Consider the following 24,430-nt stretch of genomic DNA (forward strand, 5'->3'; position numbering starts at 1 on the left):
TAAAGTCTAGAAAGTAGGCAATACAATTACGTTATACTTAAAATAATACATCAAAAATTAATGAATATTAGCAATGATATAGTTGTTCATATTCATAATAAAGTCTAGAAAGTAGGCTGTACATTAAGTTGTAGTATTGACCAATTAAACATGATCTTTATCTAAGATTTTGAATTTAATTCATAATAGTTTATATTAAATATAACAATTTTGCGATGTATAAGTTACAACTGGGTGGAAATCATGAAAAATGATGAAAATAAAATCAAAAGTTTTATGGATAATTTATCTACAAAACGCCGGGAAAAAGAGAAAAATTCTAAAAAATCAGAATATATTGGTGCAATAGTTGTTAACGTAATTTTATTGTATATTTTTAATAATATACTTAACTGGCAAGTTAATTTTATTACTAATGCGTTTAATGAAGTTTTATGGGTTATAAACCTTGCAATTATGGCCACCATCATCGGAAACATAATGTTTCTTATCTTCAATCCAGAATGGTTTAGGCATATAATAAAGATGATTTTGAATATATTTGCATTCACTGCCATATATTCTATTTACAGCGTATTTCCATTCAATTTCAGTTCATTTTTGATTGACTGGAGTGTAACAATTGCTTTAATATTTATAATGGTAGGTATAGCAGTTGCAACCATAATTGAGCTTTTTTTCTTGATTATTAATATATTGGCGAGATTTAAATTAATTAATGAGTAGAAGCTTTATTTAATTTCTTTTATTCCCAATTCAAGTTTACGGGCATCGATATCATCTATTCACTAATTCCTTTAAAAACTCATCAATACTTTCCATTTTTATTAATTAACTAAAAATTCATCAATATTAACTACTCAATTTCTTTTATCTCATCCATCCAACGTTTACCATATCAATATTCTCTATTTTTCATTACTTCATCCAAAATCTCATACTTCCCAATTTACTCAATTTCCTTTATCTCATCAACCCAACGCTTACTCATATCAATATTCTCTTTAATTTTCATTAATTCCCCTAAAAGCTCGTTGATATTTTCAGCAGATATCAATACCACAACATCACCCTTATCAAATACAGAATGATCTTTGAGTACAACTCCATTTTCACCTACAAATCCAACAGTTGACTTTAATTTGCTCATTTAGCGCCCCCAATTACATTAAAATTTAAAAGGATCTGATTATTCCCCAATAACAGTTACCTCTATTTTTCTTAACCTGCCTGAAGTATCTGCTTCTATAAAAAATAAATCCTGCCACGTTCCTTTAATGACTCTTCCATTCCTTACTGGAAGTGTTCTATCTGGAGGAAGAAGCATTGACCTGAGGTGTGAATAAGCGTTTACATCATGCTTCCATACTTCTTTTGGAGTTATATTATCAAGTAATTTTTCAATATCTTCCCTTAAATTACTCTCAAGTTCTGTTAAAGCAAAAACTGCAGTGGCATGTGGAGCAAAGACATGTACAATACCATTACTGATCTTAGACTCGCCTACTGCACCTTCAATTTTATGTGTTAAATTAATAATATCTCCCGGTTTTTCAGTTTCTATATGGATAGTTTTTGTAAAAATCATAAAAGACCACCTGACCAATTTAACTAAATTTTAACTTAAATTTATGAGATTCATTTTTCAAAAATTTCATCTTAAATAATTATATGATCTCTAGTGATTATTTTACTTTTACAATTTTTCTGAATTTGCATTTTCTTTAAAATAATTTGAAAATAGGCAATAATATTCTAAATATCCATTCAAAGTATCCCTAAAAACCACAATATATATATTAGTATTTAACTTTGATAATAATATAATAATACTTTTCATATTAACTAATTATTTTATAGGAATACTTAAAAGAAGATGAAAACATGATAAGGGCAGGTAATTACTCATTTGGGGAAAATTTTGAAATATTTGACAATCTGCTTGAAGGTGTGTCGGTTTACGAACCAGTGTATGATGATAAAGGTAAAATTCATGATTTTATCGTGAAATATGTTAATTCTGCCGCAATAGCTGGCTCTGGTAATTCATGTAAGTATTATATTGATAAATATATTAGTAATTTATATGGATCAGATGTTTTAGAACTTCATTTTAAAATGTATGAAGATCTGATAGTCACTGCTAAAAGCAAAATCTTTAAAGCTTATTTGCCTCCATTAAATAGGTATTATCAAATTTCAGGATTTTCAACTCGTGATGGCCTTTTCGTCTTGCTGGGAGTAGACATTACTGATCATGAAAAAATAGGAAGAGGCTTAAATTGTACAGGTGATACTTCGGAGATTGAAGATCATAAAAAAGAACCCAATGATAAACTAAAAAGTGAAATTAAAGATGGAAATATAAAAAAAATATTAAAGGAAAATGAGGAAAAATTTCGTTTAATATTTAATAGAGCAGATGATATGATCAGTTTGAATCTGATGAATGAAGATGGTACACCAGGGAAATTTATTGAAATAAATGATACAGGTATTAAACGATTAGGCTATAGTAAGGAAGAATTTTTGAATATGACTCCTTATGATATAGATAGGGAATATGAAACTCGAAGAGCCCTCGCAAAACCAACTAAAGAACATCACGTAACATTTGAAACTGTCCATACAACTAAAGACTCTCAAAGGATACCTGTAGAAATCACTGCCCACATTATTAATTACAATGGAAAAAATGTCGGCCTTTCAATTTCTCGAGATATAAGTGAACGTAAAAAAGCAGAGGATTCGTTGAAAGAAAGTGAAAACCGCTACCGTAAATTACTGGAGAATTGTTTTGATGCAGTTGTGTTTCACAGTGAAGGAAAAGTTATCTGGGCAAATAATACTGCAATGGATCTTTTAGGTGTAAAAAACACTGAAAAACTTGCAAATATGTCTTTGATTGATTTTGTACATCCAGATTATAAGGAGATAGTAATAGAACGTATAAATAATATGGTAGAAAACAAAGCTGTTCCACCAATAGAAGAAAAATTTTTATCGGTAGATGGAAAAGTCATAGATGTAGAAGTTTTAGCAGCTGGATTCACCTATAACAGGAAAAAGGCAGTTCAAGTTGTTTTTCGTGATATAAGTAAACGTAAAGAGACAGAAAAAGCACTTAAAGATTTTGCAATACTGCAGGCAAAGATCATGAGGGCTTTAAAAGATAGTGAGGAAAAATTCCGTTTGATATTTAATAATGCAAACGATATGATTTCTTTAAGTGAAATCGATGCCAATGGAATGCCGGGGAAATATATTGAAATAAATGAAGTCGGTGTTGAAAGATTAGGTTATGCTAAAGAAGAATTATTAAATATGAGTCCTGTTGATATAGTTGCTCCCGATAAAAGGGCAGAAATGCCGTTTAATGCAGTAGCATTAACCAAAAATGGTTACAGCAATTTTGAGATAGTTCATATTACTAAAGACGGCAGAAGAATACCCGTGGAAGTTAATGGACATACAATTAAATATAAAGGAAAAAAAGTTTACCTTACAGTTTGTCGGGATATAACAAGACATAAACTACTGGTTAATGCTTTAAAAGAAAGTGAAGAGAAGTTCAGGGAAATATTTCATAATGCAAATGACATGATCACATTGCATAAAATGAATGAAAATGGGATGCCTGGAAAGTTCATTGAAGTAAACGAAGTGGGATGCAATCGATTGGGTTATACAAATGAAGAATTTCAGAATATATCCCCTGTAAACATTGTAGCTCCAGATAAACGAGTAGAAATGGCAAGCCACGCCATAGAAATTTGGACCAATGGATATGCTAAATTTGAGATAGTTCACATAACTAAAGACGGTAAAAGAATACCTGTAGAAATAAATACTCACATTTTTAAATTTAGAGGGGAAACAGTAGCTCTTGGTATTTCCCGTGATATTACAGAACGTAAGGATGCTGAAGAAAAGTTGAAAAAACTCTTAAATAAATTAAGTTATTTAAATGAAGAATCTGAACAATTTATTTATACAACTGCCAATTATCTACAAGAACACCTGGAAATCATTACAGACATTACAAAACAGTTAAAACATGATTATGAAGATAAATTAGACGTTAATATTGAAAATTCCATTAATTGTATCGCAGATGAAAGTGATCACTTAAAACAGATGATACTTAATTTGTTGGAATGAACATATTTCTAAAACTAAATATTGACTTGAACCTGCAGATATCTAAAATATTACACTTTTTTATTTAGAAAATAATATAGTACTTCAAGTAATTGTAGCCCCTGTAAAAAAAAGCTACTTAGAAACATGGGAATGAAATATAAGTTGAATCAGAATCGAATGCTGGTCAATATTTTACCATTCCATCCGATCCTAGTCCATCATAAATTTCACAACCCATTAACTGATTAATCAACTAAATGGTTAATTAATCATAGTTCTGGTTATTTTTGTATATGTTGTACTGATAGCTGTCATTAACTGTTTTGTAGTTTTCATTTAACAATCCCTGATCATAATAGGATTGTAGAGTTGCATAATTTTTTAACTCAAAATCCCTGTACGGATTGTTGAAGTAAGGGAAAAGCATTCCTGTAATCGTATACACATATGCTGGAATTATTCCATAGGTTTGGGTTAATATCTGGAAATACAATGGGAATCCACATCCTTGAACTAGAATAGGATTGTCCTGCCTGACAGTTCCATGCCATACCAGCGGAAGTGGGCCCTCCTGCCCATGTTCTTGGGCAAGTTCGTTGACATGAGCCATCATCTCATCGTAAGTGTCATAAACATGCCCATCAGACATATATTTATACCTGCCGTCAGGAACACCAAATAACGCCACTTTAAGAGAATCCAAAAAGTTAACCTGACTTATATTAATCGAACCGTTACCTTGAGTGTCAATAAAACCTACTTCTATAATATATACGCCACTATCGTTGTAGCTGCGGTAGTTGGAACTTCCAGTAAAATGTACCACCAGAGCGCATTTAGATCCTCTTTCTTCTGCATATTTTACCAAAAGTTCGGAATCGGGATGTCCTGGATACATATCAGGATTGGCTAGTTTAACAAATGAAAGCCTTCCTAAAGGTTCAATAGGACCATTTGAAACTGTGACATAAGAATAACCTATAATAAGAGCTATAATACCTAATGTAATTAATAACCATTTCATTTTTTATTCACCATAATTTTAAATCACGCACTATCGTAGCTTTGGCTGTTGTTTTCGTACAGCTGCTTGTAATATTGGAGGGCAGTTTTGTTGCCCTTTGTATTGGTCTCATAATTTATGTTTAATAATCCCTGATTATAAGCATCTTGTAACTGTGAAGCATTCTTAAGCTCAAAATCCCTGTAAGGATCATTAAAGTACGGTGCAAACATTCCAGATAACGTATACACATAAGCAGGGATAATTCCATATGTTTTAGTTAATATCTGAAAGTATAATGGGAAACCTTCTCCAGGAGTTATTATTGGATTTCCCTGCCTTACTGTTCCTTTATAAAACATTGGCAGCGGACCCTGTTGTCCATGTTCTTGGGCAAGTTCGTTGACATGAGCCATCATCTCATCGTAAGTGTCATAAACATGCCCATCAGACATATATTTATACCTGCCGTCAGGAACACCAAATAACGCCACTTTAAATGAATCCAAAAAGTTAACCTGGCTCATATTTATTGAACCCATACCCTGAGTGTCAATAAAAGCCACCTCAATTATATACACATTGCCCTCCTGATAACTACGATAATTAGAACCACCATACAATTGCAGGACCAATGCACACTTAGATCCTGTAGCCTCAGCTTCTTTAGCTAGGAGTTCAGAATGAATATGGCCAGGATACATATCTGGATTTGCTAACTTAACAAAGGCTAGCCTTCCCATAGGTTCAATAGGACCATCTGAAACTGTAATATATGAATAACCTGCAATAAGAGCTAAGATACATAATGCAGCCAATAACCATTTCATTTTTTATTCACCATAAATTAACGATAACTTAACATTAACTAACTATACTTAAAGTATTTATTCCATAATTACACCCAAATCCGCATTTTAACGATTAACTTAGTATTACTTTTGTAATTATGGTTAAATTAACTAAAATTAAAAATTAGTTTAGAATACCAGGGAAAGTACTCTAAACGCGACCCCGCCAATAACTATGGCCGTGATAAGGTTAGCTGCAGATATATACGTGGCAGCTTTCACTCCAAATTCACGGATCAATATTGTGATAGTGGAAAGGCATGGAATAAACAGCATGGACACAAGGGCCAACACTATGAATTGAACCGGTGTTAAAAAGGCTGCCAGATTCGGGCCAACCAAAGTCACCAGCATTAAAAGAACAAATTCTTTTCTAACAATACCAAATATCAACAGAATGCCCGAAATTGCCGGAAGGCCCAGCCACATAACTGTAATAGGAGTTAAAGCAGCATTTATAGGTCCTAAAACGCCGAGAACATACAGAGCCTGTATAAGTGCACTGGCTATAACATATATTGGAAGTACAAGATAAATCAGTGATTTAGTCCGTGTCCATGTCTGTTTGAGTGCAGTTGATAGGGATGGTACTTTAAATGAATGCATTTCCATTATCAATCCGGTTGACTCGCCAGGAACCACTTTTAAAGCAATTCTGCCCATTATAAATATAATTGCAAGGTCAATGGCATAAAGTGCAATCGCCCACCATATATTGACAAAAACCGCTACAAGACCAAGAACTATAATTGTTCTTGCTGCACATGGCGCAAATGTAATTGCAAACGATGCAAGCAGTCTTTCACGTCTTGTTTCTAAAATACGGGTCTGGTCAATAGCTGGAACATTACACCCATAACCAAGGATCATAGGGATAAGTGCCTTTCCATGCAGCCCTATTTTATGCATAAGTGTATCCATCATAAATGCAACCCTGGTCAATATTCCAGAATTTTCAATTAGACTGAGCATTATATAAAATGGAACTACAAACGGTATAACAAGTGTAACTCCTGCTACAATACCTCCAAATGCACCGTTCCACAGAACACTAACTAAACCTCCACTTATTTGAGGATCTACAGGCTGGAAGAAGCTGAAAGCGTCTGAAAGCAAACCTGAAAAGAAATTTCCAACTACAAATGTCCATAAAAGCAGTCCGCCTATTACCAGAGCAGAAGTGATATAACCGTAGACCCTATGTGTAACTATCCTGTCCAGTTTCTCTGAAAATGTGATCTTTATTTCACTCTGCATCTGAGCTCCTTCTGCAATCCTGTTTGCAAGGGCATATCTTTCAGATGCAATAACTGAAAAAGAAGGTTCTCTATGGATATCTTCTATTTCCCCTGCTAGATTATATGCTAAATTAGCAACCTCTTCAGATTTGGATTTCACTAACTTCTGGATTTCAGGATCGTTTTCTATCAGTTTTATAGCTATCCAACGGGATGGATACCCTAGATCAAGATTTTTAGACCTAATTAAATCAGTTAATTTTTTTATTCTATTTTCTACTTCGCTACCATATTCCTGTATAGTAAATTTATTTTCTTTTTTTTCTGCTGTTTCTATGGCTGTTTCCATTAGTTCATGTAGTCCTTCTCCCCTTACAGCTACAGTAGCAACAACTGGTACTCCTAATGCTGCCTGCAGTTTTTCAGTATCGATATTAATTCCTTTTTGTTTTGCTATATCAATCTGATTAACACATATAACCAATGGCACTTCCATTTCCACAAGCTGCATTGTAAAAAATAGATTTCTCTCTAAAACAGCAGCATCAACAACATTAATGACAACATCAGGTTTTTCCAGTGCAATATATTCCCTTGATACAATTTCTTCCAGTGAATATGTAGAAAAAGAATATATTCCAGGTAAATCAATTACATCGATGTCATAACCTTCAAAATGAAGTTTACCCTCTGCCCTTTCAATTGTTTTTCCAGGCCAGTTCCCTATAATCTGGTTGGAACCTGTAAGATCATTAAAAATAACACTTTTACCAACATTAGCGTTTCCTGCAAGTGCAATTGTAAAATCAGCTGCCTTTTTATTATTTTTCCCGTGCCTATGTCTATTTTGGTGCCTTTTCCCGTGGCCTTTCCCATTCAATGATTTTTGAGGTTCGTTTTCGCCGTATCCAGCCAAGATCAGCACCCCATCTCATCACAAGCTTCAATAAAAACGTTTGAAGCTATATCTCGACCAAGGGCAAGTTTTGATCCTCTAACTGCAACTTCAACAGGGCCTCCAAGTGGGGCAACTTTGATTACACTTATAATTGCACCAATGGTAATTCCCATATCTAGAAGCCTTCGAATTACCTTGTGATCTCCCCTTATAAAACTTACTCTACCTTTTTTGTGTTCGTTAAGGTCAAGTATTGAGATTAGGTTTTCATTCCTCTTTCCAACTTCTTCTACATCTACTTCTTTCCTTTCTTTGCATTCTTCACAGGTTGTAAATTTTAAATCACATTCTGGAATAACGCTGTCACCAGGACATTTATTTGGCTGTTCTAAAAGATGGCAAAGCGCCCTTTCTGCATCATCAGAGAGTACATGTTCCATTTCACATGCCTGGTCATGAATCTTATCACTTTTGATCTTTAAGATGTCACATAAAAATCTTTCAAGTAGTCTATGCTTTCTGGTGATTTTTTTTGCAATTTTAAGGCCTTCCACAGTTAATACTACTCCTTTATAGGGAGAGTATTCTACGTAGCCTTTATCTGCTAATTTTTTAAGCATTTGGGTAGCGCTTGCTGGTGCAATTTTTAGATTTTCTGAAATCATTGATGTTGAAACCCTTTCTCCGTTTGGGCCAAGTTTGTATAATAGTTCAAGATATTCCTCTACATTTCCGCTAATTGTTGTATTCTTTGGCATTTAGGTCCACCTAAAACATTAATAAATATAGTTACTGGAGAAACTATATAAAGTTTTGGGTATGCCTAAAAATTAGAATATTAATGCATAAGCATAAAAAATATGCCCATGTCCCTAATGTAATATTTTCAGGGGAATATCTAACTGCACGTATTCTCATATTATAATTACAACCGGAAGTACTTCCATTTAGACATAAACGATAAAAAATTTAAATCCAGTATGTTTGCCTTAAATATTAATAGGACTGTTTTTAAATAGAATTTAAAATTAACACTTGACTTATTTTAGAATTAATTGATAAGTAATATTAGTCCTGAACTCATAATGAATTCAGGAATAAAATGTTAACGACCAAATTAACAATATTTTACTTTATTTTTAAGATAAGGTCCTGGACACTTTTAGGGGCAAGTGTCCAGGGAGACTTTTTATGGTCCATATAAAAATATCCCTTAATGATTTATATAGATTTGCATATCGAGTATTAACATATATATTAACTATTTTACATTTAAAACCCACATATATAAATATCGAAATACAGTTAATTTATTAAATTAATTTCTATTAATACATTGAAAGGTTATATTCTTTACATAATTTATTTAAAAATAAACGACCGCTGATTTTATTTATATAAACGATAATTTATCCATATCTTTTAAAAATAACAATTTTTCTTAGGATCCTGGACACTTTATGCGCAAGTGTCCAGAGTACATATGGTCAATTTAAATACATGCTTAATGACTTATATACTTTTGCGTATCTATTCTATTTTATAAAACAATTAAAATTATTATTTATTACTATTCTATTATGCTCATAATTAATTTATAGCCTGTTTTATACAAGAAATTTTCTAAAATTCAATATATTCCGAAATAGATATAAATAAGCTCATGGATAAAGGTATCTATTAGGTTAAATTTCTGGAAGTAAAAAATATGGCAGGATTTGGTAGGGGAGCTGCAATACTCATAAGTATAATGGTTGGTCTTATTATTTTACCCTTACTTGGAATTAAAGGCTTATTTGCCATTGTTATAATTGGTTTTATTGCAAATTATCTCACTGTAAATAATCAAAGAGGTTATCTAATAGGTGCGATTGCTGGAGGCGCAATTGGCCTTATCGTCTTTATATGCGGCTTTTTTGTTTCACCGGTACTCCCTGATCTTCCGACTTTATCCAGTTCCAAAATGATTAAATTAGAATTATGGGGATTATCTACTTTGATAATCGGATTTTTTGTTTTACTTGTAACTTGTACCGGACTTGGAGCAATCGGAGGGGTGATAGTACAAAAAATATTTACAAAGAAAAACGAAACCGAAAAATACAAAAAAAGAGATAATCCTCAAAAAAGCTTTAACAAGTATTTAAAATTAATTTTAAATAGAAACAAACGCCCAAAAAGATTTAGTAATGGATCAGGAAAGACATTAAATAGAAACAAACACCGAAAAAGTTTTAATAATAAACCCAGAAGAAGTTTAAAAAAGAAATAACTATTAGGGAACACACATACATCATTATAACTCATTTGAGGGATACTAAAATGAAAGCTATAGTTGTAGGATCAGGTGCAGGTGGGGGGATCATTGCAAAAGAACTTGCTAAAGCAGGTATTTCAGTCACTGTAATTGAAAAAGGACCATCTACTGCCACTAAAAAAGCATATGAACATTATGACATATTGAACGTGGGGACCGAAGTGTCAAGTACTGTCTGTTTAGGAGGTACTACCCTTGTAACAGCAGGAAATGCTGTAAGAACCTGTGAAGACTCTTTTAAAAAATTAGGAATTGATTTAAACCCTGAATTTGAAGAAATAGAAGAAGAACTGAGCATAAATACTCTTCCAGACTCACATTTTGGAGAAGGAACCCTGAAAATAATGGACGCTGCCATGTCTTTAGGCCTGGAAATTCAAAAAATGCCCAAGTTCATATACCCGGATTTATGTAAACCCTGCGGCAAATGTTTTTTTGGCTGTCCAAAGGAAGCTAAATGGACCAGCATTAAATTTATAGAAGAAGCTAAAGGATATGGAGCGAAAGTTGTAGAAAACACCCCTGTTACTGATATTATTGTTTCTGATGGAAAAGTTAAGGGTGTAAAAAGTAATGATGAGATATTTGAAGCGGATATTGTGATCTTATCAGCAGGTGCAATACAAACACCTCGATTACTACAGAAAATAGGCCTAAATGCAGGTAACAACCTCTTTGTTGATACATTTGTTACAGTTGGAGGAATGCTTAAAAATATAAAGTACAACAAGGAAGTAACAATGAATGCCCTTATAAAATTAGACAATATTATCTTAGGCCCTCATTTTTCAGAAATTTTAGTAAATAAACTCAAAAAATATAAAGCTCGCAAAAAAGATATCCTGGGGCTTATGATTAAAATAAAAGACGAACCCTCGGGTAAAGTTACACAGGATAATGTGATAAAATTCAACACTGCAGAAGACATTGCTCTTTTAGCACGTGGAACCGCTATAGCAGGCGCAATATTAACTGAAGCAGGTGTAATTCCAGAAACACTTGTATCAACTTATGCAAGAGGAGCACACCCCGGTGGAACTGCTGCAATAGGTGATATTGTTGACACTAATTTGCAGACTGAAATAGAAGGCCTTTATGTTGCAGATGCGAGTGTTTTACCTGAAGCTCCGGGTGCACCACCTGTTGTTACTATTCTTGCACTTTCAAAAAGGCTTGCAAAACATATAATTAATAAATAATTTTATTTTTTTAAATTAATCTATTTCTCCTGAAAGGATAAACTAAGACCTAAAAGTATGGGAATATGATAATTTTCTAAATTTAAGCATGTTTCAATTTCCTTGTCCTATAAATAATCAATCCCCCTATTACGAAGTTAGCAACTGCAACTATAACCAGTTCAATCCCGTAAGCCGCACTTACTGTAAATCCTGTATTAAAACCTGCTGCATTCAATAACTGTATCGCCCCTAAAATCCATAAAATAACTCCAAGCACATATATAACCGTGAAGCTTTTAGATAGGTAAATCAATACTGCAAAGAGAATGAATATTACTCCAAATACAATGGATGAAAATTCGAGGCTCAAGATTCCCCATATTGCCACAAGAATAGTAAGTCTTCTAATCCATTTCCGTCTCTTTTCATCAACAGGATCTTCATTCAAAATAATACCTCCTTTATCTAGTAAAGATTTAATAACTTCCAATTAAGCTTAAAAGCTTATTAATATTTATTCTTGCTTTGAATGATGTTTTCTATTACTGTAACGAAGATATCCCTTGAATAACTCCCCTATAATAAAAAGTAATATTGCTGGAATGAAACATATACCCCACTGGTACGCATCAAGTGAAACAGTGCCAAAGAGCTCATGGAAAATCCTTGATTCTGTAATAAGGATTGTACCCAATAAAATCCAGAGGTACGCATAAAGAAGCCGAGTATTTGAAAAGGTAGCGCTTTGAAATGCTGTATCTTTAGGAAATCGAAGATTTAGAGCAAGAAAGATATTCATCAGTGATATTGATACAAGTCCCATAGTCTGGCCAATCTGCATGGAACCATAATGTATTTCTCCCATATGATACACATAGAGCGATGCTGCAGCCATGAATGCACCTGCAATAAATAATCTGACATACATTCCTTTCGAGATGATCTCTTCATCATGTTTTCGAGGTTTACGAGTCATAATGCCTGGCGATGCCATATCAAGCCCAAACATTACTCCAATAGGTGCAACAACGAGCATGTGAACCCATAATACCTGGCCTGGTGTGAAAAGCGCTGTACCTGCAATGGCAAATATCGAAGAACCTAAAAATGCCAGGATGAACATGAACATGTTGGCAATCTGGATTCTGAGAAACTTCTGCAGGTTATCGTAAATCTTCCGCCCTTCTTCTATGGCAGTTACGATGGTTTTAAAGTTGTCATCAACAAGGATCATCTTGGCGGCCCCTTTGGCAACATCAGTGCCTGTAATTCCCATTGCAATACCTATATCTGCTGTTTTAATGGACGGCGCGTCATTTACACCATCACCAGTCATGGCCACTATATTACCTTTCTTTTTAAGAGTTTTCACCAGTCTGACCTTATGTTCTGGTGCAACCCTGGCAAGAACTCCAATCTCATCGATTTGATTTAGAGCTTCCCCCTCAGTTAGTGATGCAAATTCTGCACCCGTGATTGTCCTTCCATGAATACCCAGTTCACGGCCAATAGCCTCAGCTGTAACTGCATGGTCCCCGGTAATCATTCTAACCCTAACTCCAGCCTGTTTTGCCTTTCGAATTGCATCTTTTGCTTCTGCACGTGGAGGATCAACTTCGCCAATAAGTGCAGTCATGGTAAGCCCCTTCATGAGCGGCATCAAATCTGCATCAGGATCAAAGGAGGATTGTTCAAAATCTTTCTGTGCAAGGGCAAGAACCCGTAATCCCTCGCTTGCTATTCTTTCGTTTTCTTCCTCAACTTTTTTCCGGTCATCTACACTTAAATCACTGGCTGATCCATCAGGCATTAATCCATATGCAGACATTCCAAGGATAACATCGGGAGCCCCTTTAATATATGCTCTGATAACTGGCACACCTTCTCGTGTTTTCATTTTATGGAATGTTGCCATGAATTTGTATTCAGAATCAAATGGAATGCTTGCAATTCTGGGATTATTCTTCCGGAACTCCCTGACGTTCAAGCCTCCTTTTTCAGCAAGTACATAAAGAGCAGCCTCAGTGGGATCTCCCACTACTTCTCCGTCCTTTATATCTGTGTCAATACAAAGGGCACATGGAAAAAGGACATAATCAAGATTTTCTTCAACTTCACCTTCAGTTCTTTTTATCTTTCCATCGAAGCTGTACCCTTCCCCAGAGACAGTGTAACGGTGCTGTGCCGTTGAAATATTCCTCACGGTCATCTGGTTCATGGTGAGTGTCCCTGTCTTGTCTGAATTGATTGCTGAAGTAGACCCAAGTGTTTCTACTGCAGGCAAATTCTTGATGATCGCATTCTTCTTTGCCATTGCCACCATCCCCATGGCCAATATGGTTGTTACAACAGCGGGTAGTGCATCGGGAATAGAGCCGATTGCCAGGGATATCCCTATATTAAACAGGTTTGTAAATGATCCTCCCTGAGAAAGCCCAATTATTAAAATACATATAAATGCAAGTACTGCCATCCCTATAATAAAAAGAGTAACTCTATCAATCTGCTGCATAAGTGGAGTTTTTCCCACCTTATGCTCTTTAAGCATGGTTGCTATATGTCCTACTTCTGAATTCATGCCTGTCTGGGTAACTAAAATTTCTCCATGTCCCCGGGTCACGTTAGTGTTCATGAAAGCCATGTTAACCCTATCACCAATTGGAATATCCTTTTTGGTGATCATATCTGTTTTTTTATCAACAGCCATACTCTCCCCAGTAAGGGCTGCTTCTTCCACCTGTAGATTTGCAGCGACCAGTATCCTGCCGTCAGCAGGGACACGATCACCAGCATCTACAATCACAATATCTCCAGGTACAATTTTATCAGCACCAATCTGGGTAACGGAACCATCCCTGCGCACTTTAGAAACGACTTTCATCATTTTATTAAGTTCAGCAACGCTTTTTGAAGCTTTAGCCTCCTGACGATATCCCAAATTAGCAATGAAGACTGTTAAAAGAATAAGAAGTATAAAAGTTCTGATCTCACCAATTAAAAGGCCCACTATGGCTGCAATAACGAGGACAATCTGCATGTAGGCCTTATACTGTTCTAACCACTTTCTCCATGCGGGTTTTTCCTTTTCTTCTTCAAGTATGTTGGATCCATAACTCTTTAAACGGTTGGTTGCTTCAGTAGAACTAAGCCCTTCCTCAGGGAAAACTCCCATCTTTCTTGCAGCTTCTTCTTTACTTAATGTATGCCCTGCCTCTTCAATGCCTGAAGGCTGCGATGGTGAAGTAGACATATTCTTTGGCTCCCCTCAAATATACTAAAAATTTATCAACTGGAATTAATTACTTACTAAATTTCTCCATTTGCACTATGTAATAATATATAAAAATATGTTAATAAAATTTATGGAGATATTAAAAGAAATAAAATTACTAAATGCCCGTTAATCTTACTATTAAATCTTTTTTTATAAAAAAAAGAATATAAGAATTTATAACCAGATAAAACAAAAAAAATTAATTTTATTTTCTAAAATAGGTTATTAAATATGGCTTTTAGATTAAATGATACTCAATTTATATAGCAAAGTAAGTTTCTATGATATAAATTTAAAATAAAGAAAGTGCATTTAAAAAATGGCATTCATTAAAATAGATAAAGACAAATTCTTAATTTCTGTGGCCAATTTTTAATTATAATATAAGTAAACCAAAGGAATTTTCTTGTTGAATAATAAAATTTATTCAATATTTTCACTTATTTTAAATAATATTTCTTTAAATGTTTCTATTTCTTCATCACTAAGACCATTTAACATTTTTTTAGTGATTTCTAAATTTTCTTTATCTATATCCACCAGTAATTTTTTACCTTTGGGAGTTAATTCAATTAAAAGTTTTCTACGGTCTTTTTCTCCTACCTTCCTGTTTACGAACCCTTTCTCTAACAGCCTATCTATGGTTCTTGTTGGAGTACTCACTGCAACACCCAGGGTTTCAGCAATTTGTTTCATAGTTTTAGGCTCATCAGGCCCCACGGCATAAATTGCACTTGCCTCGGCTATAGTTAAATTTTTATAAATTTTTAAAAGGGTTTCCTGGCTTGCTTTGCTCAATTTATTGTTTATTATACCAAAAAGAGCTGTAACTATCTTTATATCCTCATCATTCATGGTTGATTTTCTATCGTTTTCTTGATATAAATATTCCGATAGCTATATATTCCGATAAGTATATATTATAGTTATCAAATATTATGTGTTACAGATAGTTTGATATGCGTAATATTGGAGGGATCAAATTATGAATTCATTTGAAGATTTAAAAGAAACAGCGCAAAATTTTATCGGCCTACTTTTTGCAGGTGATTTTACATCTGCCGCGGGTAAATTCGATGACCAGATGAAAATTGCATTAAATGAAGCCAAATTACAGGAAACATGGATTAATACAATAATAGAAGCCGGAGCTTTAATACAGCTAAATGCACCAAAGACCGCAGAAGTGGAAAGTTACAAAATTGTTACTATCCCCTGCAGTTTTCAAAGATCTATAATTGAAGTACAGATTACTTTTAACAAAGAAGGACAGATCAGCGGGTTGAACTTCATTCCAACAAGTATGGAGTATCATGCACCAGACTATGTTGATAAATCTGCGTTTAGTGAAGTTGAAGTGACTATTGGTGAAGGGAAGTGGGCACTGCCCGGAACTCTAACAGTACCTACTGGTTCCGAACCTTTCCCAGGCTTAGTACTGGTACACGGTTCCGGTCCAAATGATAGGGATGAAACAATAGGTCCCAACAAGATATTTAAAGATATTGCATGGGGTTTAGCCTCAAAAGGTATTGCAGTACTTCGATATGATAAAAGAACTTTCATACACGCCAAACAGTTAACACCAGACATGGTGGATAAAATGACTGCTAAAGAAGAAGTAACAGACGATGCACTGCTTGCCGCTGATCTAATGCGTAAAACAGAAGGCATAGACACTAAACGTGTATTTTTACTCGGGCACAGCCTGGGGGCCACACTAGCTCCACGCATAAGTCAACAGGATAATGAATTGGCAGGGATAATAATCATGGCCGGCATGACCCGTTTAATAGAAGAAGCAATCTTAGACCAGTTCACCTACCTGTATAATTTAGGGGGCAATATAACTCCTCAACAACAGGCAGAACTTGATGATTTAAAAAATAAAGTGGATAAATTAAAGGACCCTGAATTTATAGAAAACATTTCAAGGCAGGACTTACCTTTAGCAATGCCAGTTGCTTACTGGAAGGATCTGCACAATTATGACCCAGCAAATACAGTTAAAACTTTAGATACAGACATTTTAGTTCTTCAAGGCGGGCGCGATTACCAGGTTCTGGAATCTAAAGATTTTAAAGGGTGGAAAGATGCACTCAATCACAGGGAAAATGCCACTTTGAAAGTTTTCTCCGAATTAAACCATTTGTTTATAGCAGGTGAGGGCAAATCAAGTCCGCAGGAGTACATGGTTGAAGGCCATGTAGAAAAAGAGGTAATAGATTACATTGTAGAATGGATAAAGTAAGCTGCCCTCGAAAACTATGATTTTCTAGGCAATTCTACAAATTTATGGTGAAAATATGAAAACCAACTGGAAATTGTTTATAATTTTACTGATTGCAAGTATATTTGGGACAATAGCTGTGTTTCCCTACACGTTGACATTAGAGTGGAATGTACTCCAGAACTTACAGGTACCGTTATATGTGTTCTTAACCGGTCAGATCATACAGACTACAATTATGTTTGCTGTTGTTATTCTTATTGGTCTTTTCTTAGCCAAGAAGGTTGGCCTTGGCCTTCCAATTCTAGAAGGTTGGCTTGAAGGTAAGGAAGTGAAAAGCTACCTGAAATCAATACTTGGAATATCTATTGGGCTTGGAATACTGGCAGGTATTCTTATAACAGGACTTGACTATTTGTTTTCCTTTGCAGGCGCGACAATTAATGTAGCTCAGGCTTCAGTTAACCCTCCAGTATGGCAGGGATTCCTGGCATCTTTCTACGGCGGAATAAATGAAGAAATCCTGTTAAGACTGTTCTTAATGACCCTTCTTGTATGGATATTCTTTAAAATCAAAAAAACAAGTGAAGGAAAACCAACAAAGACTGGAGTATGGCTGGCCATTATTTTAGCCGCAGTTTTCTTCGGCATAGGCCACTTGCCTGCCGTCATGACTATAACATCACTTACACCTCTAGTGGTTGTACGTACCATCATATTAAACGCTGCCGGCGGAATTATATTTGGATGGCTTTACTGGAAGAAAGGGCTTGAATCAGCCATGATATCTCACTTTTCGGCAGATATCGTGCTGCACGTAATCGTGCCTTTCTTAGTGTTGATGTAAATCATTACATCTCTCTTTTTTTAATTTTACATTCTAAACAAAGAGTATTCCACATGTCTACATTTCCCATAATTATACTCTCTGGTAGGAATTCATTAAATGAAGATATAACTCAAAAATTAGTATTAATTACCTATATACTAAATTTCCATGGATGTTGAGTGCTGCTATTTAATGCCCATGCACATCACATTTACTGGACAAATTAGAGAGAAATACTTTTTTCTAGTACTGAAACACCTGCAAGCAATGATTTGAAGGACGAATTTAAGTTACAAGGTAAATTATGAATATCTGAGATTATATTTCGCCATTCAATTTCTTTATCAAATATAATATACATCCTACTTTTTAATAATACAAAAATAGGACTATAAGTGGCTGTTTTTTATTTTTTTTTCAAAAATAGGGGTAAATAGTAAATTATTCTCAACAAGTATTATATATACTTAAAATAAAATGTAATCTATACTAATTTGACAGGATATGAAACCATGTATGAAAATAAATTAATTGCTTTTGTTATAGCTTTAATTTTTTCAATGGCCGCGTTTACTGGGGCAGTGTCAGCTGTAAATTTCAGTCCAGGGGGCGATATTCCCACTGTTACAACTGAAACTTCAATGGATCATCCCATCTTTGGGACTAATAATTTTGCTGCTGAAACTCTGGTCAATAAGACGAAACTATCGGATAAAGGATCTAATGAACCTGGAGACTACCACTATAAAAAACAAAAACAAGGCCTTGAAAACCTGAAGACCATCAGTACGAGTGGCATCCCTCCCAAAAAGCCGGGTGAAATAATAATGTACAATATGCCCAAATTACTGTCGGTGATGGGTACTTTTAAAACCAAAATAACCCATAAATTCTCTAAATTCTATAAAAAGCTCAAATAATCTTAATTATTCTTTCTATTAAATTTTTTTTTAATTAAATAATGGGTGAAGCAGTAATTGCAGTCCTTAAACACAGTCTTTTCCTGGAGGGGGCTGAGTATTTAATTAAATAGGTGATATATTAAGATAATCAAGTTCCTCGAAGAGAAGTTGTCTTTGTAATATACGCTTATGACGCCCATTCATGGTTTAAAGTTCGCAGTTATACTTAATGCATTCGCCCCGTTAGTGAAATCGTTAATGAACCCATTTGATTGGATTCATAAAGAAGAAGGCATTAATAGAATTTATTTGAGGCCATATTGTTTGGTATCTTCTTAGATTCTCATTATTAAATCCATTAAAGGATTAAACATCATGCTAAAATTATAGGTGTCCTTTTAGAGCTAAAGCACCAAAAAACACAATAAATACGGCTATGGCACCTATTCCAATGATATTTTCCTTTTTAGCATTAGATATCTTTAAATCACTTGTATAAATTTGAATTGAAAGCAACACTGCAATATTTATTGAAAAAACAAGAGCATAAGACAAGTCCTCTATTGAAATTTGACGCCCCAAGTAACAGAGAACAATTATTTGTAATACTAAAACAGAAACCATGTCCCTAACATATTTAGTCGAAACATTAACTTTCTGATCTTCGTAATAAAATCCATATATAAAAGCTACTAGCCCTAAAGTAATTCCATACAAAAGTATGGGATAATAACAAGCTATAAAACTTGTTAAACAACTAATTATGATAATCACGCCAATAAGTTGGATCATTAATTTTTTATTATATTTTAACATGCTAGTTTTTATCTTTAGGTGATTTATACGAATTAAATTAACTAAAACCAAAGTAAAGAACAATGCACCTACTGAATAATAGTAGTAATCTATTGTTTTATAAACAGGATTATTAAATAATATATAAACAGAAATAAACCATTGAAATATATTAACACAAAACAAAATTGTCAAATAATTAATTTTTTTATCTTCATTATATAAAACAAATAAAATAACCATAACACCTAACGAACAATTAAATATGTTAAAAGGAGATTTATGCCCTAAATAACTTACTAACGAATATAATATTATTCCAATTCCAATAAATATCAATAATGCTTTATTATTATTCATATTACTCCCCTTTCAAATTAGATTTTGTTAAAGTAATATAAAAACTTAATTTTTTGTATTTTATATATTTCAGTTATGTTATCTCATTTCCACATTTTACTTGAAATCTTAGACCGGCCTTCCTGAAACATGGAAAGTTTCACCTTTCAAATTCGCAGTCAAAAATCTAAGTTCAGCTTCTTGAACTGCTTCCAGGAGGTGCATATATTTTCAGGTGAGATTAGTCTATTAAGTCTAAAACCGTTTTTATCAATCATATTTTAATTAAACCCTTGAATTTACTATGTCACATTAATTTAAAAATAAGGGTATTAATTTTAAAGCTGTATTTTTTTGGATGATATTTATTTCAAATTAGCATTATTTTTTTATCTTGATAATTTTTAACAATTCCTAAAAGACACTTTTTAATGTAACCTATATGGAATGTAAAAAACAAATTAATGATCTGGAATTAAAACCTGGAGGAATGTGTTTGACAGATGTACCAATTAAAGTTGAAAATATTGTAGCTTCTGCAACTCTTGGAAAGTCAATTGAACTGCCCAAAGTAGCTTTGACATTAGAAGGTGTGGAATATAACTCAGAAAAGTTCCCAGGGCTTGTTTACAAGCTTAAAGAACCCAAAACAGCGGCTCTTATATTTGGATCAGGAAAACTAGTAGGTACTGGTGCAAAAACTACAGAAGATTCAATTAAATCTCTAAATATTATTGTAGATAAAATGAGGGCGCTAGATGCAGATATACCCCAAGAATTTGAAATTACAATACAGAATATCGTTGCCTCTGCAAATCTAGAAAAAACATTAAACCTTGAAGCAGTAGCATTAGATTTAGAAAATACCGAATATGAACCAGAACAATTTCCAGGTTTAGTTTACAGACTTGAAGACCCTAAAGTTGTATTATTATTATTCGGCTCAGGAAAAGTAGTGTGCACAGGCGCAAAAAATATTGATAATGCTCAGCTTGGTGTTGAAAAAACAAAGGAAAGGTTGGGTGAACTGGATTTAATTTAAATCCAAATTTGATAAAAAGGATACCCCCTTTTTCTCTAACTTTGATTTTTTGCAGCCTGAAAAACCCATACGATTTTTTTTACAAACTTTGCATTAAAGCTTTTAAAAAGTAATATTTGTATGATTAAACCTTATTAACTCATGATAAGCACTAAAAAACGATAGTTAGAAGTAATTGGTGGAATATAGTATAATATAGTGAGAAACTATGAAATGTGATAAAAGTGTATTTAAGTTAAAAGAAGTAGCAGATATTGAAAATTATATATGGAATTTTAGAGGATCTGGTTTATTATTTAATTACATAACTCCCATAAACGAAAAATTAAGCGAATTAAAAGACAACGCATATATTGAAAAAAGTAGCAGTAATCAGGATACTATAAATGTTTTTTTCAAGATTAACCCTGCTCCTGATTTAACTTTAGAATCCATCAGATCTAAGAAAAATGAATTTTTGGAGTATTTTGAGAAAGTGGGAGATGAAATAGTCAATGGAAATTAAAGAAACTCCATTTTATATGTGTATTTACCCATTTTAAATTAAAATATTCCAATATTTGTCCATTAACACATTAAACAATCGTGGACACTTACTTTTGTAGGTGCCCATAATACTAATTTTATAAAGATAAGATTTTAAACTTTTAAAAAATATTGATGGGCGACTAACACATTAAATAATCTCCAATCATTAGTACTTTTTACATTTTTAAAATCGAATTAAGTTAAAAAAAGAAGATGAATTTTATAAAAAATATTTTTAATAAATTTAAATAAATAATGCTCATTTATATATTATAAAAGATTAAATAAGAGATTTTATTTAAAATTTAGGCTATTTTTCTCATCAAAGCAATATTTTAATGAAATATTGAAATAAAAAATAAACATATTAAATTTTATTTTATACCTAAAACATCTCCCATATCACTAATTTCCTTTGAAGTCATAACAACATAGCGCACTGCTTTAATCACCCCAGATACAAACGCCTGCCTGCTCTGTGCCCTGTGAACAACTTCAATTCGTTCTCCTTCGCCTGCAAAAAGCACAGTATGGTCTCCAATAATATCTCCACCGCGGACAGCATGCATCCCTATTTCTCCTTCTCTTCGTTTACCTACCATTCCATGCCTGCCATGTACACAAGCTTCATCTTTATTTCCACCAAGAGCATCAGCTATGATTTCATAGGCTTTAACAGCAGTTCCTGAAGGTGCATCAACTTTATGCTTGTGGTGGGCTTCCATTATTTCAATGTCAAAGTCTTCTAAGATTTTGGCAAGATCTTCGATGATTTTAAAGAACACGTTCACACCTACCGCCATATTTGGAGAAATAACTGCATTAACCTTATTTTCTCTTATGGATTTTTTTATGGATGCCATTTGTTCATCTGAAAATCCAGTTGTACCTACAATCACATTAACTCCGCACTCTGCTGAAGTTTTAATTGTACCCACAGATGCATCAGCTCTGGTAAAATCAATAAGGACATCAGGTTTCTTTTCATTTAAAACTTCAGCGAGCTTTTGGGCGCCGTTTACTGGAACACCTATATTTCCTGCACCTATTATCTCACCTATGTCCTTTCCTTCAAGTGAAGTATCTAACGACCCTATAGCTGCCGCCAGTTCCATATCTTCCTGTTCAAGTACTGCTTTAACTATTTTAGAACTTATTCTCCCGCCTGCGCCTGTTAGAGCCACTTTAATCATATTATTACCTCTAGTTAACCTGATTAAATGAAATTTTTCTTCATTTTCATTCAGTATTTTTACTTTTTAATTATAAATTTAACATTTATCCTGTTGTATTTAAGTGATTTCCGATATTTTAAGATTCATATAAACATTAAAAGTTATTTTACTTTTTCTATACACTCCCCAGAAACTTCTTCTTGGGTTACAGGTGCATCTCCACTTAAAGGTATTTCTTTAAGTAAGAACGCAGTAATCAACCCCACAAATGCCAGCACTATGGCTGCAAGGAAAATATTCTGTATAGAAAGTACTAAAGATTGAGTTTTGCCCAGAGTAACTGTAATTTCTAGAGTAAAATTCATTATAAACCCAAATACGGGAACAAATATTATAGTGCCTATGTTCCTGAAAAACCGCATTGAAGCTGTTACAATACCTATATCCCGTAGTGTAAATGCGTTCTGCACCGCCACGTTGAATATGTTATATGCCATTCCTGAACCAATACCCAGAATTGTTGAATATGCAACCAGTTGGTAGGGAGACGTACTGGCATTCATTGTAGCAAGAAGCACAACCCCTATTCCAGTTATAATAAATTCAGCAATTACAAGATTTTTATATTTTCCTGTCACAGATATGACTTGTCCAGTAATTATTGATGCCATTGTAAGGCATAATGACATGGGGATCATTAGGAACCCTGCGTTTGTAGCGCTCATTCCCAAAACACCCTGTGCAAATAAAGGAACGTAAATTATCCCGCTGAACATCAGTGCACTTGCTAAAAAGCTTTCTACTGCAGATACAGTAAATATTGAATTTTTAAAGAGGCGCAGCGGTAAAACAGGTTCTAAAGCCTTTCCTTCAGCCAGGACGAACAGTATAAACATAATTCCAGAAAATACAAGAATTCCAGCTATCTCAACTAATGGGTATTTATTTAGATCTCCTGCAAGTGTTACTGCCAGAAACAGCGAACTTAAAGCTAATGTAAATGTAATGATCCCTGTATAGTCAATAACCTTTTTAATACCATCCAGTTTGAAATTTGGAAGTGAATAAAGGATCAATGCTACAGCAGCAATTCCAACAGGGACATTTACAAAAAACACCACTCTCCATCCTAAATTATCTGTGATTACACCTCCAAGAATGGGTCCTAAGACATCTGCAAGCCCAAATACTGATGCTAGTATTCCCATATATTTGGCCCTTTCCCTTGGAGCGAAAATTTCTCCAACCACAATAAAGGGGAGTGATATCAAAATTCCTCCTCCAATTCCCTGAAGCCCCCTGAATATAATCAGTTCCAGCATGCTGGTTGCAAAACCGCACATAACTGAAGTTACGACAAATATGATAATTCCTGCAATTAAAACATGTTTTCTGCCGTAAATATCTGATAGTTTGCCAAAAATGATTATTGCAATGGTGGATGTTAACATGTAAAATGTAAAGGGCCACACATAATATTCCATGCCCTGCAGACTGTTAATAACTTTTGGCATAGCTGTGGCCATAATTGAATAATCAAAGGCAGCTACAAGAAGCCCGACCATCAATCCTGCCATAATCATAATTATTTTATCTTTAGCAAGGTCATACTGGCTTTCATAATTCATAGTTATCACATGAGGTTCTTTTTTTAAAATAGTTTATAATAATTCCAACAGTCTAAA

Annotated in this window: 21 protein-coding genes; 9 read left to right on the forward strand and 12 right to left on the reverse strand. The window is 33.8% G+C overall.

Translation table 11 applies throughout. From position 1 onward, the window contains the following. The first annotated feature begins 243 nt into the window (after positions 1-243). Positions 244-726 (forward strand): hypothetical protein, encoded by a 483-nt coding sequence (locus EJ01_RS15520; protein ID WP_048082619.1) that lies wholly within the window; start codon positions 244-246, stop codon positions 724-726. Between the two features lie 223 nt (positions 727-949). On the opposite strand, the gene EJ01_RS15525 is transcribed toward EJ01_RS15520, so the two are convergent. Together EJ01_RS15525 and EJ01_RS15530 are read right to left on the reverse strand one after the other, a co-directional pair. Then, positions 950-1,150, reverse strand: coding sequence for a hypothetical protein (locus EJ01_RS15525; RefSeq protein WP_048082620.1), 201 nt, complete (start codon positions 1,148-1,150; stop codon positions 950-952). Positions 1,151-1,189: 39 nt separating this feature from the next. Beyond that, complete coding sequence (locus EJ01_RS15530; RefSeq protein WP_048082621.1) at positions 1,190-1,588, reverse strand: secondary thiamine-phosphate synthase enzyme YjbQ; 399 nt, start codon at positions 1,586-1,588, stop codon at positions 1,190-1,192. 296 nt (positions 1,589-1,884) lie between these two features. On the opposite strand from EJ01_RS15530, the gene EJ01_RS16825 reads away from it, so the two are divergent. Beyond that, complete coding sequence (locus EJ01_RS16825; RefSeq protein ID WP_052376282.1) at positions 1,885-4,161, forward strand: PAS domain-containing protein; 2,277 nt, start codon at positions 1,885-1,887, stop codon at positions 4,159-4,161. A gap of 247 nt (positions 4,162-4,408) precedes the next feature. Here the strand turns inward: EJ01_RS16825 and EJ01_RS15540 are convergent, their stop codons facing one another. From EJ01_RS15540 to EJ01_RS15555, 4 genes are all read right to left on the reverse strand, one after another. Beyond that, positions 4,409-5,167 (reverse strand): hypothetical protein, encoded by a 759-nt coding sequence (locus EJ01_RS15540; RefSeq protein ID WP_048082622.1) that lies wholly within the window; start codon positions 5,165-5,167, stop codon positions 4,409-4,411. A gap of 23 nt (positions 5,168-5,190) precedes the next feature. Further along, entirely contained in the window at positions 5,191-5,976 is a 786-nt protein-coding gene (locus tag EJ01_RS15545; protein WP_048082623.1) for a hypothetical protein, read from the reverse strand. 150 nt (positions 5,977-6,126) lie between these two features. Continuing rightward, entirely contained in the window at positions 6,127-8,151 is a 2,025-nt protein-coding gene (gene feoB / locus EJ01_RS15550; RefSeq protein ID WP_331275704.1) for a ferrous iron transport protein B, read from the reverse strand. Between the two features lie 2 nt (positions 8,152-8,153). Continuing rightward, positions 8,154-8,891: a metal-dependent transcriptional regulator gene (locus tag EJ01_RS15555; RefSeq protein ID WP_048082624.1), complete on the reverse strand. Its 738-nt coding sequence runs from the start codon at positions 8,889-8,891 to the stop codon at positions 8,154-8,156. A 950-nt stretch (positions 8,892-9,841) separates the two neighbouring features. On the opposite strand from EJ01_RS15555, the gene EJ01_RS15560 reads away from it, so the two are divergent. Together EJ01_RS15560 and EJ01_RS15565 are read left to right on the forward strand one after the other, a co-directional pair. Then, positions 9,842-10,405, forward strand: a complete 564-nt coding sequence (locus EJ01_RS15560; RefSeq protein ID WP_048082625.1) for a hypothetical protein — start codon at positions 9,842-9,844, stop codon at positions 10,403-10,405. Between the two features lie 50 nt (positions 10,406-10,455). Continuing rightward, a complete protein-coding gene (locus EJ01_RS15565) occupies positions 10,456-11,649 on the forward strand; it encodes a GMC family oxidoreductase N-terminal domain-containing protein (RefSeq protein WP_048082626.1) in 1,194 nt (397 codons plus the stop codon). Between the two features lie 82 nt (positions 11,650-11,731). On the opposite strand, the gene EJ01_RS15570 is transcribed toward EJ01_RS15565, so the two are convergent. From EJ01_RS15570 to EJ01_RS15580, 3 genes are all read right to left on the reverse strand, one after another. Beyond that, the gene (locus tag EJ01_RS15570) at positions 11,732-12,079 is read right to left on the reverse strand and encodes a hypothetical protein (protein ID WP_048082627.1); all 348 of its coding nucleotides are present in this window, start codon (positions 12,077-12,079) and stop codon (positions 11,732-11,734) included. 66 nt (positions 12,080-12,145) lie between these two features. Further along, complete coding sequence (locus EJ01_RS15575; protein ID WP_048082628.1) at positions 12,146-14,881, reverse strand: cation-translocating P-type ATPase; 2,736 nt, start codon at positions 14,879-14,881, stop codon at positions 12,146-12,148. 447 nt (positions 14,882-15,328) lie between these two features. Next, positions 15,329-15,760, reverse strand: coding sequence for a MarR family winged helix-turn-helix transcriptional regulator (locus EJ01_RS15580; protein WP_048082629.1), 432 nt, complete (start codon positions 15,758-15,760; stop codon positions 15,329-15,331). Between the two features lie 130 nt (positions 15,761-15,890). Between EJ01_RS15580 and EJ01_RS15585 the strand changes: the two genes are divergently transcribed. The 3 genes from EJ01_RS15585 (at position 15,891) to EJ01_RS15595 (ending at position 18,884) form a co-directional block, all read left to right on the forward strand. Next, the gene (locus tag EJ01_RS15585) at positions 15,891-17,156 is read left to right on the forward strand and encodes an alpha/beta hydrolase (protein ID WP_048082630.1); all 1,266 of its coding nucleotides are present in this window, start codon (positions 15,891-15,893) and stop codon (positions 17,154-17,156) included. A 55-nt stretch (positions 17,157-17,211) separates the two neighbouring features. After that, positions 17,212-17,982 (forward strand): CPBP family glutamic-type intramembrane protease, encoded by a 771-nt coding sequence (locus EJ01_RS15590; protein ID WP_048082631.1) that lies wholly within the window; start codon positions 17,212-17,214, stop codon positions 17,980-17,982. A gap of 494 nt (positions 17,983-18,476) precedes the next feature. Beyond that, a complete protein-coding gene (locus tag EJ01_RS15595; RefSeq protein WP_048082632.1) occupies positions 18,477-18,884 on the forward strand; it encodes a hypothetical protein in 408 nt (135 codons plus the stop codon). A 366-nt stretch (positions 18,885-19,250) separates the two neighbouring features. On the opposite strand, the gene EJ01_RS15600 is transcribed toward EJ01_RS15595, so the two are convergent. Next, the gene (locus tag EJ01_RS15600) at positions 19,251-20,021 is read right to left on the reverse strand and encodes a hypothetical protein (RefSeq protein WP_048082633.1); all 771 of its coding nucleotides are present in this window, start codon (positions 20,019-20,021) and stop codon (positions 19,251-19,253) included. Positions 20,022-20,496: 475 nt separating this feature from the next. Here EJ01_RS15600 and EJ01_RS15605 point away from each other — a divergent pair, with 475 nt between their 5' ends. Both EJ01_RS15605 and EJ01_RS15610 read left to right on the forward strand, forming a co-directional pair. Beyond that, the gene (locus tag EJ01_RS15605) at positions 20,497-21,042 is read left to right on the forward strand and encodes a TATA-box-binding protein (protein WP_048082634.1); all 546 of its coding nucleotides are present in this window, start codon (positions 20,497-20,499) and stop codon (positions 21,040-21,042) included. Between the two features lie 208 nt (positions 21,043-21,250). Further along, entirely contained in the window at positions 21,251-21,547 is a 297-nt protein-coding gene (locus tag EJ01_RS15610) for a hypothetical protein (RefSeq protein ID WP_048082635.1), read from the forward strand. Between the two features lie 397 nt (positions 21,548-21,944). On the opposite strand, the gene dapB is transcribed toward EJ01_RS15610, so the two are convergent. After that, positions 21,945-22,763, reverse strand: a complete 819-nt coding sequence (gene dapB / locus EJ01_RS15615; RefSeq protein ID WP_048082636.1) for a 4-hydroxy-tetrahydrodipicolinate reductase — start codon at positions 22,761-22,763, stop codon at positions 21,945-21,947. 143 nt (positions 22,764-22,906) lie between these two features. Then, entirely contained in the window at positions 22,907-24,373 is a 1,467-nt protein-coding gene (locus tag EJ01_RS15620; protein ID WP_048082637.1) for an MDR family MFS transporter, read from the reverse strand. Positions 24,374-24,430: the final 57 nt, after the last annotated feature.

The sequence above is a fragment of the Methanobacterium veterum genome (assembly GCF_000745485.1).
Lineage (GTDB): Archaea > Methanobacteriota > Methanobacteria > Methanobacteriales > Methanobacteriaceae > Methanobacterium_D > Methanobacterium_D veterum.

Excerpts from the sequence above, each read along its gene's own strand:
- EJ01_RS15520 (WP_048082619.1), top strand. The coding sequence starts at position 244 with ATGAAAAATGATGAAAATAAAATCAAAAGTTTTATGGATAATTTATCT.
- EJ01_RS15525 (WP_048082620.1), bottom strand. The coding sequence starts at position 1,150 with ATGAGCAAATTAAAGTCAACTGTTGGATTTGTAGGTGAAAATGGAGTT.
- EJ01_RS15530 (WP_048082621.1), bottom strand. The coding sequence starts at position 1,588 with ATGATTTTTACAAAAACTATCCATATAGAAACTGAAAAACCGGGAGAT.
- EJ01_RS16825 (WP_052376282.1), top strand. The coding sequence starts at position 1,885 with ATGATAAGGGCAGGTAATTACTCATTTGGGGAAAATTTTGAAATATTT.
- EJ01_RS15540 (WP_048082622.1), bottom strand. The coding sequence starts at position 5,167 with ATGAAATGGTTATTAATTACATTAGGTATTATAGCTCTTATTATAGGT.
- EJ01_RS15545 (WP_048082623.1), bottom strand. The coding sequence starts at position 5,976 with ATGAAATGGTTATTGGCTGCATTATGTATCTTAGCTCTTATTGCAGGT.
- EJ01_RS15555 (WP_048082624.1), bottom strand. The coding sequence starts at position 8,891 with ATGCCAAAGAATACAACAATTAGCGGAAATGTAGAGGAATATCTTGAA.
- EJ01_RS15560 (WP_048082625.1), top strand. The coding sequence starts at position 9,842 with ATGGCAGGATTTGGTAGGGGAGCTGCAATACTCATAAGTATAATGGTT.
- EJ01_RS15565 (WP_048082626.1), top strand. The coding sequence starts at position 10,456 with ATGAAAGCTATAGTTGTAGGATCAGGTGCAGGTGGGGGGATCATTGCA.
- EJ01_RS15575 (WP_048082628.1), bottom strand. The coding sequence starts at position 14,881 with ATGTCTACTTCACCATCGCAGCCTTCAGGCATTGAAGAGGCAGGGCAT.
- EJ01_RS15580 (WP_048082629.1), bottom strand. The coding sequence starts at position 15,760 with ATGAATGATGAGGATATAAAGATAGTTACAGCTCTTTTTGGTATAATA.
- EJ01_RS15585 (WP_048082630.1), top strand. The coding sequence starts at position 15,891 with ATGAATTCATTTGAAGATTTAAAAGAAACAGCGCAAAATTTTATCGGC.
- EJ01_RS15590 (WP_048082631.1), top strand. The coding sequence starts at position 17,212 with ATGAAAACCAACTGGAAATTGTTTATAATTTTACTGATTGCAAGTATA.
- EJ01_RS15595 (WP_048082632.1), top strand. The coding sequence starts at position 18,477 with ATGTATGAAAATAAATTAATTGCTTTTGTTATAGCTTTAATTTTTTCA.
- EJ01_RS15600 (WP_048082633.1), bottom strand. The coding sequence starts at position 20,021 with ATGAATAATAATAAAGCATTATTGATATTTATTGGAATTGGAATAATA.
- EJ01_RS15610 (WP_048082635.1), top strand. The coding sequence starts at position 21,251 with ATGAAATGTGATAAAAGTGTATTTAAGTTAAAAGAAGTAGCAGATATT.
- dapB (WP_048082636.1), bottom strand. The coding sequence starts at position 22,763 with ATGATTAAAGTGGCTCTAACAGGCGCAGGCGGGAGAATAAGTTCTAAA.
- EJ01_RS15620 (WP_048082637.1), bottom strand. The coding sequence starts at position 24,373 with ATGAATTATGAAAGCCAGTATGACCTTGCTAAAGATAAAATAATTATG.